We start from the raw sequence: 14,159 nt of genomic DNA, 5'->3' as shown, positions 1-14,159 counted from the left end.
ACTTGATGTGCTGGTTAAGAGACGGAATAGAGCGCACTCTCGAGGCCCGAGAGAGCCTCGCTGTAGCGCTGACGACCGCCGAATCGCCTCACAAGCTCGACGGGTGTGCCGAGCTCAGAGAGTGGACGGACCTTTAGGACCTCTACCTCCTCGATCGAAGAAATCCCGTGGTCGGCGTATTTGTCGAGCAGCGCGTCGAGAACCTCACGAGCGGCTTCGCCGTACTGGGTGAAGACGTCCTGCTTCCGAACGCCTTCGGCTCGTTCGCGTCGAGTCAACGCAGGTTGGTCAAAGGCGACATGGCATATGAGATCGAACGGATCCAGGTCTCGATTGACCGCGTCCGCTAGCGCCTCCAGAATCACGCCGCGCTCTAGAAGAAGCTCGAGGATCACCTCCTTGCGCGCGGCTGCGTTCCAACGGCGGCGAAACCCTTCCAAAGACTCGAACTCATTCAGTACCGCGCGCTTTGTATAGCTCCTGAGCGATTCGGTGACGAGCTTGCCGTCTTTGTCGTAGTACTGGATGCGCTCGGCGATGATCGTGAAGGGCACTCCACTAACGACGAACTTCTTGGCGCCTGCCTCGATCTCACCCGCAGAGTCGGAGTCGTCGCCCGCACTCCGGATGATGGTTTCGATGTCCTCCAGGGCATACTGAGGATCCTCGACCTCGAGAACTTGCCCGCCGCTATCGACCTCGAGTACCTGGGTCGGCGGTCCGTCCCACTCGGGATCCGCGAATAGCTCGGTGTCTTTGCGGAAGTCGATGATGGTGAAGTAAAACTTCCCGTAGTCGGGGCGAAGGCGCGTCCCTCGTCCGATGATTTGCTTGAACTCGGTCAGAGAACGGATTGTGCGGTCGAGCACGATCACTTGACAGGTTTGCGCATCCACTCCGGTCGTCAGCAGTCGCGACGTTGTCGCGATCACCGGATAGCGCTGCTTCGGGTCGATGAAGTTGTCGAGTTCGGCGCGGCCTTCCTCGTTGTCGCCGGTGATCCTCATGACGTAGCGACGATCCTGCAGGACAAGCTCGCGGTTCAGCGGCTCGTTCACAAGCGCTTGTCGGGCTCTCTCGGCGTGATCGATGTTCTCGCAGAACACGATGGTCTTCGCCATTGGATCCGTCTCGTGCTGGAACGCGGAGAGCCGGTGGGCCACAGCCGCGTCGCGTTCCGGGAACACGATCGATCGATCGAAGTCTGACTGGTTGTATATGCGATCCTCGATGACCGCCCCGGCGTCGTCAACGGAGTCAGTTTCAGGTCGCCACCCCTGCAGATCCCAGTCAAGGTCGACGCGGATTACTCGATACGGTGCGAGAAACCCGTCCTCGATGCCCTGTCGGAGAGAGTACGTATAGACCGGTTCCCCGAAGTAGTCGATGTTGGAGACATACTTTGTCTCTCGTGGAGTCGCCGTCATTCCGAGCTGGATTGCCGATTGAAAATACTGCAGTATCTCGCGCCACGCCGAGTCTTCCGCCGCGCTACCCCGGTGGCATTCGTCGATCACGATGAGGTCAAAGAAGTCCGGTGCGAACTTGTCATAGACCGGCTCGCGGTTCTCCGCGCCGACAACGCCTTGATAGAGAGCAAGGTAAATCTCGTAGGACGTGTCGACGCGCCCTGTCGCCGGGTCCACAAGACTACGGTCGAGCTTCGTCATTGCGGACCCGAACGGGCGGAAGTCGTTCACAATCGTTTGATCGATCAGGATGTTGCGGTCGGCGAGGTAGAGGATCCGCTTTGCCTGCCCCGACTTCCAAAGCCGCCAGATGATGTTGAACGCTGTGAGCGTCTTGCCCGTTCCTGTGGCCATGACGAGAAGCAACCGTCGTTCACCGCGAGCAACTGCCTCGATGGTTCGTGACACCGCCAGCTGCTGGTAATAGCGCAGTTCTTTGGCCATCGAACCGGAGTAGCTAGTGGAGGAAACGAGCTGGCGTTTGTCGTCATCGACATTGATCCATCGCAGGTATCGGCTCCATAGCGTTTGCTCACTCGGGAACTCGTCGAGCTCGAGCAACCGCTCCATCTGAGAACTAGTGCCGGAGCGATCGTGGAAAAGGAACCCGGTGCCATTCGAACTGAAGACGAACGGTACGCCGAGCTGGTCGGCGTACGCGAGTGCTTGCTGCATCCCCGCGCCGACCGAGTGTGAGCCGTCCTTGGCCTCGACGATTGCGATCGGAGTGTTCCCGGGGCCGAAGAGCAAGTAGTCAACTCTTCGGCGGCCGCCGCGAGCAACGAGGTTTCCTCGGACGATCACTTTGCCGTCAGTGAAACCGTACTCTCGACGCCACTGGTGTTCCGCCCAGCCGGCGGTTCTGAGTGCGGGCGTGATGAATCGGTCACAGATGTCAGATTCGCTGAGCGTGCTCATCCACGCCTCGTCAGTCTCAGGGGCATGTTCAATCGTCGTTCGAAGCGCAAACCCCGATCTGTTGCCTCGGAGGATCGTCGCGCGCGCGCGAGCAAGCCGAAGTTCATCGCGCCCCTTTGCATTACTGGATCGAATGGCCCCGCGTGGAACTTGGCCAAGGTGGCTCTGCTCGTCAGCGTATCGCGATCGAGTAGCGTCACATTCATCGGCGCTCCGATGGTCCAGTTCAGATCCTCGTTCGAGCACCAGCGAGTGCGGCTCAGGGCCAGGGGATGCGGCATCAGAGCATCGCTCGTTTCGCGCCTAACTTCCTCAGGGTGGCGGAGCTTGCCGGTGCGGGACAGGGTTGCCGTGGTCCAAGGGGCGGGAGATCGGCGAGGTTGCGGCGGCCCTGTCGCTGGCGGGGGGGGGGGGGGGGGGGTACCCGATGCACAGGTCTATGCGATGCCACGGTGTTAGCCGGTAGCGTGGGGCCGGTTACGCCGAAAAGCGAGGGGGCAAATGTGGCGAGCTTGGATGACGCAGATGCAGTCATGAAGAAGCTGGGGGTCGAGTCGCTCGAGAACCTCACGCAGGAGCAGTTGTACGCGCTTGGGATCGAGCTGCCAGAGGTGTCTGAGGAGCTGCGCGGGAAGCTCATCGAAACGGTGCCTGGTTTGCGGACCTTCCTTCTCGACGCGCTGGGGTATCAAGAAAGGCTTGCCGAAAAGAATGTTGACGCCCGCACCGCGGAGTCCAAGCACGTACACGATGCGTACGCCGACGCCCGTTCAATCATCAAGGGCGAGTTGAGTCGGGAAGGCCTCAGCGAGGAGCGCCGACAGGCCCTTCTCGACGAGGCGTTGAAGACGGCCGACAAGCAAGCCGCCTTCGCCGCCGAGAACGGCGCCGCGAACGAACGCGCGCTGCGAGGCGTGAACAGCGCGGGTGTGAAGTACGCCATCATTGCCACCTCCACCCTTTTCGCCATCGCAGGTGTCCGGGCCGTGATCACTCGGCTGCGGTAGCCGGTGGTAGAAGTCGACTCCGTGACCTCCGCCCGGGCCGCGTCCTCACCTGACGTCGCGCGCCACACCCCGCCATCGGGCACTGCCCTCATGCGGATCCGATGCCGTGGCGCCACGTTGTGCGACGCCATTGCGGTTGAGGCACGGGCGATCCACGTCTACTCGCTCACCAGGACTGCTCGAGCTTGCAGAGGCGGACGGCACGGAGGGCGAAAGCACACCCCACACCAGCACCTGAACGCCGTGAGCAGCGGATCCAACCTTCTTCTTAATCGTCCGCGGCTCCCCGGCCCGGCCACAGGCATCACCAGCGACGCCGTGCGGGTGTGCTGTCGCTCTAGGTACATCGTGAGGGCCTGCCAGCCCGTGACAATCGCCGCGGCTATCGCGACGATGAGCGTCCACGTCGCGATGCATCGGCTGTCTGTGCTGCCTGAATGGCGGGGTTCACTTGGTCACGATATCGGCTCCCGCGCTTCGCTAGCGTAGGTGCCTTGACTGTTCTCGACGACATCATCGACGCCAGCGTCGATTCGAACGTCGCCGCGTCTGACCTGCTCCGCAGAGTTCAGGTCGCCGCGTCTCGCCTCGGTACGGCCGAGGTCGTCGAGTGGGCTCGGAACGAACTCTCCGGCTACAGGGCGGATGATCCCCTGCCGACGTACCGCGTACGCGAAACCGAGGTCAACGGTGTGTTCACAGGGCCGATGCGGGAGGTGCGCCAGTTCAACTTGAGCGTGAAACTGCCGTCACTGGAACCATGGTGGACGGTTGAGATGCGGCAACCCGTGATGGAGATCCAGGCGCTCGCCGAGGCCGAGGGCAACCTATCGCGCGAGTGGTCCGCATACGCCGTCCACGAGTACGAGCACTCGAAGATCTTCGCGCTGGAGTTCTTCGGGTTGTACCAGGCGCACAACATCATCACCCCGCAGAGCCTGCGCGGAGTGATCGACGTGATCCGGTCGAAGGCGCTGGAGTTCGCACTCGATCTGCAGAGCGCCGACCCGACAGCCGGCTCGGTCGGTGGGCCGACCGTCGCCACCGAGCCTGCGCTCGCGTTGGTCGTCTACAACGTCACGAACAACATCTATGGCGACGGCGCTAACGTCGCGACCGGCTCACAGATTGAGCAGCGCTCGAAGGTGAACATGGGCGATGCCGAGGCGCTCCGTCGCGAGGCCGAGGCGCTGGGGCTCTCAGGCGCTGATGCCGAGGAGTTTACTCAGATCCTGATCGAGGAGGAGAGCGTCGACACCCCAAAGGTGAGGCGCTTCCTCGACAGGGTGCGCACGGGTGCGGTCGCCGCCGCCGCTGGCGTCGGGACCGACCTGGCTGCCGGTTCGCTGCTCGAACTGGGCAAGGGGTTCCTTGGATTGTGACGGAGACACCGCAGGACTGGGAGCCGCGATGAACAACGAGCCGGATAGCGGCGAGGATGCCGAAGAGGCGGCACCAACGGAAGCACAGGAGACTTCGCCAGGCGAAGCCGAACCGGACCAATCGCCGGATGTTCATGTGAAGGTGAACGGCGAATGGGTCGTGCTCGAAAGTAGCCGCCCGAAGTCCGACGATCCAGAGATCGAACAGCTCTTGGACATGGGTCTTGAGGGACTGAACGCGATAGTCGATGACCAAGCGCACCCGCTTCATGACAAGGCGGTGGTGGTAGCTGCGCAGGCCTTTGCTCCGCTCACCGACGTAGTCGCCAACTGGAGCTCCTCCGCTGCTGAGTCGATCGCTGGTGCGCTCGCCGGGCTGGCCTTGACACCCGGGATCGACAAGTCGTGGGTGACCGACCTGGTTGTCGACTATCCGAACTGGAAGGCTTTCCGCGACTCGCTCCCGGAGCCGACGGAGCATCTCGTCATCGACGGAATCGACTTCGACTCCGCCGAAGCACCTGACCTCACCGCAGAGGAACTCGCCGCGAAGCTTCCGGGCATCACCATCGAACTCCTCAATGCGCTGCTGAGTCGGGCCGATGAGCAACTAACCGCGCAGCACGCGCAAATGGCCACCATGCGTGATCAACTCCAGACTCTGCGCGACCAGCTCCAGTCTCAGCGGGACCACACAAAGGCCGCATCCCAGTCAGACCAGGCAGCACTGACCGTTTCGAAGAGCGCCAAGAGAGGCAGCTGGTGGGCGGCGTGGGCGGCGATCGCAGGTGCCTTGATCGCCGCAGCTGCCCTAATCGTGACGATCTTCAAGCCGTAACTCGTAGAAACCACCTGACACTCACCAGATCCCGAACCACAATGGCTCCGTCAGCGCGCCGGGGTTCACATGAGCCAAGCGCACCGGCACCGCCTCCATGTCCGGGCCACGTCGGCCCACGCAGTGACACCGATCAGTTGCGGCTCGTGCATCCTCTTGCGCCGCGCGATGCTGTCGGGGTCGACGGCATCCCAGACGCTGCGCTCGAGCAGGCTCGGGACGATGCTGCCGATCTCATCCACCAGCGCCGCGTCGTCAGGGCAGAGATGCCCGCCGCGATACGCCGTAGCTGCGGTCGAGCCCTGCAGCGACAGCAGCCGTCTCGAGGTCACGACGCACGGCGCCCTGGTCCGACCGGTGCACCGGGTCGATGCGGAGGCAGGAGGCCCACGCGATGACTCAAACCTATCCAGACTCCCGGATGCGAGACGATCACCGGTCGACCCTCGCGGGAGGGCACGCCCACGTCACCGAGTCCTGCCACCGGCCCTTTGTCCGGCATTCTCCTGTGTCGCGATGGTCCTCGAATGCATAAGCACGCGGTGCCCGGCTGCTTCCCACTTGGCTCACTGCCCGGATAGGGATGCGACGAGGGCCACCCGGCAGGGCGATGGCAGTGACAGCGAGCGCGGCGGCGATGCGGGGAACTCTCCCTTGAGTGCCCGCACTAAGCATCTGTCCACGTCGGCGCCGAGAACCTCCGCGCCGGGTCGGAGAGAGTTCGGGGCGGCGCTCCAGAACTGGCAGCGCGCAGTGTGCGCCCAGCTTTCGTCGGTTCCATGGACGACGCGGTCTCCGGCTGGCGCGAGCCCGTGCGACAGGGGATACTGACCGTGCCCCGGGCGGCCGAGACTTGAGATGTAGACACAAACTCGACGGTTCAGATACCTCGAGATCTCTCCAGGACCGTCCAGATAGCTCGAACCCCAGTCGCGTATGCTGGCTATCACCACCACCGGAGTGAAGCCGAAGGGCTGGATCCCGGGGTTTTGGGCATCCGCGAGACCGTCCGGGCCTGTGGCGCAGCTGGTAGCGCACCTGCATGGCATGCAGGGGGTCAGGGGTTCGAGTCCCCTCAGGTCCACCAAAAACCCCCGTGATCCGAGCGATCACGGGGGTTTTCTCGTGTCCGGCGTACGGCGCCGCTCCGTGACGCGTCGCGGTCTGTCGTCAAACTCAGTTGGACGGCTGACTTAGTATGGGAGTGATCGTCATGAGCCGGCTGACAGGCCGCGCGGGACGATCGGAGCGGCGGTGGGCGACGAAATGATCGCCGGGGGACGCGGCGATCGTGCCCGCGCTGAGCGGCAGAGGGGGTGCTGCCGCGCCACCGGGAGTTCCCGCACCGATCGGGCGGTGCGGGAACTCCTCAGCGTGACAGCCCAGCAGCCGGCCTCCGACCCCGGAAGGTCTGAACGACGTGAGAGAAGCGAAGGCTGCGAAACGAGCGAATGGCGTGGAGACCCAGCAAGCCCTGCTGACGGCGGCGGGCGCGGTGTTCTCCCGGATGGCCTACGCCGATGCGCGGCTGAGGGACATCGCGGAACAGGCCGGGATCAGTCAGGGATCCCTGTACTTCCACTTCGGGAACAAGGACGACGTGGCACGTGCGGTCCTCGCCGCCCAGCAGGAGCGCATGGCGCAGGTGCTCGCCGACGTTCAGGAGCGTTCGCTCTCCGGCTTGGACTGCATCCTCCGTCTCTTCGACGGCCTCGCACAGCTGATCGCGAGGGACGAGCTCGTGCAGGCCGGAATCCGCCTCGCCATGCAGCCGGCCACGGGGCTGGAGGTCGACTCCAGCACTCCTTACGCTCTTCCCGTGATCGATGGCCTCGCCGTGTTCGAGTTCGGACTCCTGACCGAGGTGTTCGGGCTGGATCGCAGCGTCTACTCCGACGTGCCGGCGTTCGACTTCCGCGTCTGCGGCATCGAGCCCGGCCGGCCCGTGACCACGCAGGTGGGCGCGCAGGTCGTGCCCGAGCACGGCTTCGACGCGATGGAGGACGCCGACCTCATCGCGGTTCCCGCAGTGCGGGTCCGGCCCGCGGACGAGTATCCGGCGGAGCTGCTCGATGCGCTCCGGCGTGCATCCGACCGCGGTGCGATCCTGCTCAGCGCGTGCTCCGGAGCCTTCATCCTCGGAGCGGCGGGCCTGCTCGACGGTCGTGCCTGCACGACGCACTGGCGTTACGCCGAGGAGCTGCAGCGGCGCTATCCGACGGCGCGCGTCGATCCCGATGTGCTGTTCATCGACGACGGCGAGCTCATCACCAGCGCCGGGACTGCCGCGGGCATCGACGCGAGCCTGCACCTCGTGCGCCGGGAACTGGGCAGCGCTACGGCGAACATCATCGCCCGGAACATGGTCGTGCCGCCGCAGCGCGACGGCGGGCAGCGGCAGTACATCGAGCGCCCGGTGCCCCGGGTGCCCTCCGACGCCCTCGGCGACGTACTCGCGCACATGAACGATCACCTCGCCGAGCCGCACTCGGTGGCGTCGCTCGCCCGGCGCGCGCACATGTCCAGCCGGACTTTCGCACGGCGGTTCGTGGCCGAGACGGGCGTCACGCCGATGCAGTGGCTCGCGTCGCAGCGCGTGCTGCAGGCGCGGCTGGCGCTGGAGTCGACAGACGCGACGATCGAGGAGATCGCGGCGTCCTGCGGCTTCGGCAGCGCCACCCTCTTCCGGCACCACTTCACACGCGAGGTCGGCATCGCGCCGAGCGCCTATCGCCGGTCGTACGCCTGCGACGCACCGTTCCCGGACCCGGATCCGGTCCCGACGAGCGGAGACCTGGTCGCGACGCACTAGCGCCCCGACCCGCGGCGCGCGCCCACGCCGCGCCACGGGAACAGCGCGCGTCGTCGTGACGTTGCACCGGCGGTGGACATCCTCGACAGCATCGTGATCGGCGCCGGCCAGGCGGGGCTCTCGACCTCGTACCACCTGCGCCGGCTCGGCATCCCGCACGTGGTGCTGGACGCGGACGACGCACCGGGCGGCGCCTGGCGGCATCGCTGGGATGCGCTCACCATGCAGGACGTGCACGGCGTCGCCGAGCTGCCCGGCTCGGTGCCGCCTCCGCGCACCACGGCCCAGGCCAACCGGGCCGTGCCGGCCTATTTCTCCGCCTACGAAAGGGCGCACGACCTCCCGGTGCTGCGTCCCGTGCACGTGGACCGCGTGACGGATGACGACGGGATCCTGGTGGTGCACGCCGGGGAGGGAACGTGGCGCGCGCGCACGCTTGTCAACGCCACCGGCACCTGGACGCATCCGTTCCTGCCGCACTACCCGGGCATGGAGACGTTCCTCGGCGAGCAGTTCCACACCGTCGATTACCCCGGGCTGGAGCACTTACGCGGCAAGCGCGTGCTCGTCGTCGGCGGCGGCGCCTCGGCCGTGCAGTTTCTGGGGGCGCTCGCCCCGATCACGGACGTGCTGTGGGCGACCCGCCGACCGCCCGTCTGGCGCACGGACGACTTCACGCCCGAGGCGGGCGCGGCCGCGGTGGCACTCGTGGAGCAGCGCGTGGCGCAGGGGCTCGCGCCCCAGAGCGTGGTGAGCGTGACGGGTCTCATGCTGCGGCCGCAGGAGCAGGAGGCCGCCCGGCTCGGCGTCTACGACGCCCGGCGGCCGATGTTCCAGCGCATCGAGCCCGACGGCGTGCGCTGGGCGGACGGCTCCTTCGAGCGGGTGGATGCGATCCTGTGGGCCACCGGGTTCCGCCCCGCGATCGCGCACCTGGCACCGCTGCACCTGCGCAGCGAGCGCGGCGGGATCCAGCTCGATCACGGCGGTCGCGGCACCACCGCGGTGAAGGATCCGCGGATCCAGCTGGTCGGCTACGGTCCTTCCGCCAGCACGATCGGAGCGAACCGCGCCGGACGCACCGCAGCCCGCGGCGTGCGGCAGCACCTCGCTCGTGCACGCCTCGCGGCGGACGCCCGATAGGGCCGCGCTCCGTCGATCCGTTCAGCGGATGATGCGGATCGACCCGGTCGCGGTCGAAGGCGCCACCGGACGGGTGATCCGCAGCAGGTCGGCGAGGAGCGCGCCGACCTTCGTGCCGATGCACAGGCTGATGAAGATCATCGGCGCCGCAGCGAGCGCGGCCGCATCGAAGGAGGCGAGCGCGACCAGTCCGACCGTCCCGGGCACCAGCAGCAGGAACGCCGGCTGGAACGACACCGTCGCGGGCAGGGCCTGCGTCATCCGCTCCAGCACTCGGGCGGCGAGGAAGAGCAGACCCGCCGTGACCCCGGTCGCCACGGTGCTGCCGGTGAACGGACTGAGCAGCATGAGCGCCGCATAGGTGCAGATCATCACGATCACCGTGGCGATCGTGAGCCGGAAGCCGGATCCGAAGCTCAGCCCGATCCCGATCGCGAGCACCACGACGCCGATCCAGCTCCAGGCGAGCGGCGGAACCGCCTCCCAGCCGCCGTGCCCGGTGACGAGCGACGTCTCACCGACGAGCGCGGCGGAGTGCGGATCGACGCGGAGTCCGGTCGCGGCGGCGCCGGTGAAGATCCCCGCCGCCATGAACGTGAGCATGATGAGGCCGTAGACGAGCCGCGACGCCCCCGTGACGATGTCGGCCGCGGTGAGCTCGAGCAGGGCGTTCGTGATGAGCGCTCCCGGTACCAGGAGCGCCACCGGCGCGCACACGGCGAACAGCGGCACCGCACCGAAGTCGAGCCGATCGGCCACCACCCCGACGACGAGGGTCGAGATCAGCGACGCCACGAACGGCACCACGGCGGCCGCCGCACGGATCCGCTCGGTGATGAGCACGATCGACGCGACGAGCGCGCCCACGAGCATCGCGAGCAGGACGGCCCACCACGGGCACCGGAACAGCACCGCGAGCCCCGCGGAGAGCAGGGCTCCGCCGAGCCCCGTCTGCAGCACGGGGTGCCGACGCTCGAGGCCGCGGATGTGCGCCACGTGCCCGGGCACCTGGTCGAGCGTGACGCGTCCCGCCTCGAGTCGCCGGGCGAGCCGTGAGGCGTGCGCTGTCTGCCGGAACGTGAGCGCGGGCCCGCCGCCTGCCGCGATGGTCGTCGCCCGCGGCACGCCGGGGCGGCTCACGAAGACGTGCTCGGGCAGCACGGCGAACGCCAGCTCGGTGCCGGGGACGACGGCGTCGCGGGCGCGTTCGAGGGTGCCGCGCACGTCGGTCACCGACACGCCGGCGTCGAGCAGCAGCGCGCCGAGATCGCCGAGCGCGACGTCCGGCGAGACGGATTCGGAAGGGGACATCACAGAGATCGTAGAACCTGCGGCGATCTAGGCTGGAACCCATGCGATCGCGGGCGAGCAGTGGGCACGACGCGCGCCGGGCGGGCCGGCGCACGGCCGCCGCCACCGCGATGCTCGCCGCTGCCCTCGTGGCCGCGGCGTGCGCCCCCTCCGCAACCACGGGCGGGACGGCTTCCTCCGCACGGTCCAGCGCCTCACCGACTCCGACCGCCACGGCGAGCGCGCCCCCGACGCTCGCGGAGCGGACCCGGCGGATCGTCGAGCGGATGGACGTGGCGCAGCAGGCGGCCTGCGTGGTGATGGGCAACGCCCCGGGCACGGATCCCGCGGCGCTGCACGCGATGATGACCGGCGGGTTCGGCGGATTCATCCTGATGGCCGGCAACATACCGCCCACGGCGGACGGCCTGCGCGGCGTGACGACCGCCCTGACCGTCGACCCCGAGCTGCCGCCGCTCATCGCCACGGACGAGGAGGGCGGCGATGTGACGCGCCTGCCCTGGGACACGGAGCCCGGCGCCGACGTGCTGAAGTCCGAGCCGCCGAGCGCTGCGCAGGCGGCGTTCGCGGCGCGCGGTTCGCTGCTCGCCCAGGCGGGCGTCACCGTCAACTTCGGCGTGGTGGCCGACATCGCGCAGGGGCCCGACTCCTTCATCTACTCCCGCTCGTTCGGTACGGATCCGGCCGCGGCGGCGGAGCGCGTCGACGCGGCCGTGCGCGGGGAGGCGTCCGCAGTGCGTAGCACCCTCAAGCACTTCCCGGGCCACGGCGCCGCCGAGGGGGACTCGCACCACATGATCCCGGCGACCGCGATGGATCTGGAGACCTGGCGTGCGCAGGTGGCGCCGCCGTTCCTGGCCGGGATCAGGGCCGGAGCGCCGCTGGTGATGATGGGGCACCTCGCCTACACCGCCGTCGACGCCCAACCGGCATCCCTCTCGCCGACCTGGCACCGGATCCTGCGCGACGACCTGGGCTTCCGCGGTGTCATCGTGACCGACGACCTCGACATGCTCATCGACTCCGGCGAGTCGGCCTACGCGGACGAGGTCGCCGACGCCGTGCAGTCGATCGCCGCCGGCAGCGATCTCGTCCTCGCGCTCGACGGCGCGGGCCCCGACACCGCACGGCGGATCGCCGACGGTCTCGCCGCCGCCGTGCAGGGCGGCGCGCTGCCGAGGGATCGCCTCGTCGCGGCCGCATCGCGGGTGGTCGCGCTCCGCCTGCAGATCGCCGATCAGCTCGCCGGGCGCTGAAACGCAGCTCGGATCCCGATGGGGGTCAGACCGCGGACCCCAGCCACGCGTCGAGGATCCTGGACCGCAGCGCGTTCCCGCGCTCGGCGAAGCCGCGCTGCCGGCGCACGTACTCGGCCTTGCCCTCCGCGGTCTCGATCCGCACCGGCTCGACACCCCAGTCCGACAGGTCGTAGGGCGCCGCCTCCATGTCGAGGACGCGGATGTCGCGCGCGAGCTCGAACGCGTCCAGCAGCAGCTCGCCCGGCACCAGCGGGCCGAGCTTCATCGCCCACTTGTACACGTCCATCCCTGCGTGCAGGCACCCGGGCTGCTCCAGCTCCGGCTGGCTCTCGCGGGTCGGCGCGAGGCGGTTGCGCGGCACCGCGTCCGGGGTGAAGAACCGGAACGCGTCGATGTGCGTGCAGCGCAGCTCGCCCTGCTGGACCACGTTGTCCGTGCCGGCCTGACCGAGCCGCAGCGGCACCTCGTGACGGTGCTCCGGCGTGCGGTACACCATCGCCCACTCGTGCAGCCCGAAGCAGCCGAACTGCCCGGGGCGCGCCGCGGTGCGGGCGAGCATCGCGTGCACGAGCCGCGCGAGCTCGGGCTTGTCCGCCTGGTACGCGGCCGCGTCGGGTGCGTACGCGTCGCGACCCGGTGCGGGGGAGTACCAGCGCCATGCCGCCCGCTCCGGCGCGTCCTCGAGGGCGATGCCCGCACCGGGGTGCCAGCGGCGCAGCTGACCCGGCTTGTACCCGTAATACGTGAAGAGGAAGTCGTGCACCGGATGCTTCTCGCGGCGGGCCTGCCGAGCGCGGTGCTCCGCGGTCAGCGCGTCCGCGCGTGCGGCGTGCGCTTCCGCGCGAGCCGTCCATGCGGCGCGGTCGAGGCGCGCAGAGGGAGGCCCCGCCACCGCATCGGGGCGGATGGGCGCGCCGGTCTGGTTCATGGCTCGGCGCGGACGACGCCGACCTCGATGAGCTCGTCGAGGATGCCGGCGCCGTCCTCAGCGCTCACCCAGGGGGCGAGGTCGTCGGCCTCGGGCTGGTCGCCGTCGGCGCGGGCGGCGGCGCGGCGTCCTGCGAGCACGCCCTCGGCGGGGAGCAGGCGGCGGATCGCGACCGCGGCGACGTTGTCGGGGTGCTCGATGAGGAACTGGCCGTAGATCGCCTCGTCGTGCTGCCCGTCGTCGCCGATCAGGAGCCAGCGCACGTGGGGGAACTCCACGGCGAGACGCTCGAGGTTCTGCAGCTTGTGCTCGCGACCGCTGCGGAACCAGCGCTCGTGGGTCGGTCCCCAGTCGGTGAGCAGCATGGATCCGGCGGGGAACAGGTGCCGCGAGAGGAACCGGTTCAGCGTCGGCGCCACGTTCCAGGCACCCGTGGAGAGGTAGATCATGGGCGAGCCAGGGTGGTCGCGCATGAGCCGTTCCAGCAGCACCGCCATGCCGGGCACGGGCGTGCGGGCGTGCTCATCGACGACGAACGAGTTCCACGCGGCGATCAGAGGGCGCGGCAGCGCGGTCACCATGACGGTGTCGTCGACGTCGGACACCACGCCGAAGCGCACGTCCTCGGCGACGACGAACACGCGGGCGGGGGTGGGATCCTGGCCCTCGACGGTCATCGTCACCTGCTGCCAGCCGGCCTCGAGCTCGGCCTCGATGCGGCAGTCGATCACGCCGCCGCGGTCGGCCGCGACCTCGTGCGTGCGCCCGGCGACGGTGATCGTCACCGTCGCGAAGCTCACCGGGATGCCGACGAAGCTGCGCCAGCCGCGCACGCTCGCGTCCTTGCCGCCGCGTCGGCTCTTGGGCAGGATCAGCACCCGTCCGACGACCCGGATCCACCCGGGGCCGCCGTAACCGGGGAACGGCACGACGGTGGCGCTGCGGCCCCGCCGGCGGGCGCGTCGTTCGCGCCAGGCGTGGAAGCGGTGCTCCAGGCGGGCGAACCAGTGGATCCGCACGGGCGCGGACGAGGAGGAAGGCATAGGGACTCCAGTCTCCCATGCCCGGCCCGGATGCTCACCCGGCCCGGCC

General features: G+C 68.2%; 11 protein-coding genes, 1 tRNA gene and 1 pseudogene. 8 read left to right on the top strand and 5 right to left on the bottom strand.

The window, feature by feature from the left end; translation table 11 throughout:
* Positions 1-14: 14 nt before the first annotated feature.
* Positions 15-2,387: an EcoAI/FtnUII family type I restriction enzme subunit R gene (hsdR, locus tag ACYQ1L_RS11645; RefSeq protein WP_460004290.1), complete on the bottom strand. Its 2,373-nt coding sequence runs from the start codon at positions 2,385-2,387 to the stop codon at positions 15-17.
* Between the two features lie 533 nt (positions 2,388-2,920).
* Between hsdR and ACYQ1L_RS11640 the strand changes: the two genes are divergently transcribed.
* The 3 genes from ACYQ1L_RS11640 (at position 2,921) to ACYQ1L_RS11630 (ending at position 5,614) form a co-directional block, all read left to right on the top strand.
* The gene (locus ACYQ1L_RS11640; protein WP_460004289.1) at positions 2,921-3,394 is read left to right on the top strand and encodes a hypothetical protein; all 474 of its coding nucleotides are present in this window, start codon (positions 2,921-2,923) and stop codon (positions 3,392-3,394) included.
* A 494-nt stretch (positions 3,395-3,888) separates the two neighbouring features.
* Positions 3,889-4,776 carry an AbiTii domain-containing protein gene (locus ACYQ1L_RS11635; protein ID WP_460004288.1) on the top strand — a complete coding sequence of 296 codons (888 nt, stop codon included), beginning with the start codon at positions 3,889-3,891 and terminating at the stop codon, positions 4,774-4,776.
* A gap of 28 nt (positions 4,777-4,804) precedes the next feature.
* A complete protein-coding gene (locus ACYQ1L_RS11630) occupies positions 4,805-5,614 on the top strand; it encodes a hypothetical protein (protein WP_460004287.1) in 810 nt (269 codons plus the stop codon).
* Positions 5,615-5,679: 65 nt separating this feature from the next.
* Here the strand turns inward: ACYQ1L_RS11630 and ACYQ1L_RS11625 are convergent, their stop codons facing one another.
* The gene (locus ACYQ1L_RS11625; RefSeq protein WP_460004286.1) at positions 5,680-5,946 is read right to left on the bottom strand and encodes a hypothetical protein; all 267 of its coding nucleotides are present in this window, start codon (positions 5,944-5,946) and stop codon (positions 5,680-5,682) included.
* A gap of 679 nt (positions 5,947-6,625) precedes the next feature.
* Between ACYQ1L_RS11625 and ACYQ1L_RS11620 the strand changes: the two genes are divergently transcribed.
* The 4 genes and pseudogenes from ACYQ1L_RS11620 (at position 6,626) to ACYQ1L_RS11605 (ending at position 9,569) form a co-directional block, all read left to right on the top strand.
* Positions 6,626-6,701, top strand: a tRNA-Ala gene (locus ACYQ1L_RS11620).
* Between the two features lie 333 nt (positions 6,702-7,034).
* A pseudogene (locus ACYQ1L_RS11615) lies at positions 7,035-7,217 on the top strand (TetR family transcriptional regulator); the annotation flags it as partial.
* Between the two features lie 162 nt (positions 7,218-7,379).
* Complete coding sequence (locus ACYQ1L_RS11610) at positions 7,380-8,426, top strand: helix-turn-helix domain-containing protein (protein WP_460005811.1); 1,047 nt, start codon at positions 7,380-7,382, stop codon at positions 8,424-8,426.
* A 72-nt stretch (positions 8,427-8,498) separates the two neighbouring features.
* Positions 8,499-9,569 carry a flavin-containing monooxygenase gene (locus ACYQ1L_RS11605; RefSeq protein ID WP_460004285.1) on the top strand — a complete coding sequence of 357 codons (1,071 nt, stop codon included), beginning with the start codon at positions 8,499-8,501 and terminating at the stop codon, positions 9,567-9,569.
* A 21-nt stretch (positions 9,570-9,590) separates the two neighbouring features.
* Here the strand turns inward: ACYQ1L_RS11605 and ACYQ1L_RS11600 are convergent, their stop codons facing one another.
* Positions 9,591-10,880 (bottom strand): threonine/serine exporter family protein, encoded by a 1,290-nt coding sequence (locus ACYQ1L_RS11600; RefSeq protein WP_460004284.1) that lies wholly within the window; start codon positions 10,878-10,880, stop codon positions 9,591-9,593.
* Between the two features lie 41 nt (positions 10,881-10,921).
* Between ACYQ1L_RS11600 and ACYQ1L_RS11595 the strand changes: the two genes are divergently transcribed.
* Positions 10,922-12,136: a glycoside hydrolase family 3 N-terminal domain-containing protein gene (locus ACYQ1L_RS11595; protein ID WP_460004283.1), complete on the top strand. Its 1,215-nt coding sequence runs from the start codon at positions 10,922-10,924 to the stop codon at positions 12,134-12,136.
* A 25-nt stretch (positions 12,137-12,161) separates the two neighbouring features.
* Here ACYQ1L_RS11595 and ACYQ1L_RS11590 read toward each other — a convergent pair whose 3' ends face one another.
* Together ACYQ1L_RS11590 and ACYQ1L_RS11585 are read right to left on the bottom strand one after the other, a co-directional pair.
* Entirely contained in the window at positions 12,162-13,067 is a 906-nt protein-coding gene (locus ACYQ1L_RS11590) for a 3-methyladenine DNA glycosylase (RefSeq protein ID WP_460004282.1), read from the bottom strand.
* The gene (locus ACYQ1L_RS11585; RefSeq protein WP_460004281.1) at positions 13,064-14,110 is read right to left on the bottom strand and encodes an App1 family protein phosphatidate phosphatase; all 1,047 of its coding nucleotides are present in this window, start codon (positions 14,108-14,110) and stop codon (positions 13,064-13,066) included. Before ACYQ1L_RS11585 ends, ACYQ1L_RS11590 begins: the two co-directional genes overlap by 4 nt.
* Between the last annotated feature and the right edge of the window lie 49 nt (positions 14,111-14,159).

Source organism: Microbacterium xylanilyticum (genome assembly GCF_054654695.1).
This window is presented reverse-complemented; position numbering and strand designations above follow the sequence as displayed.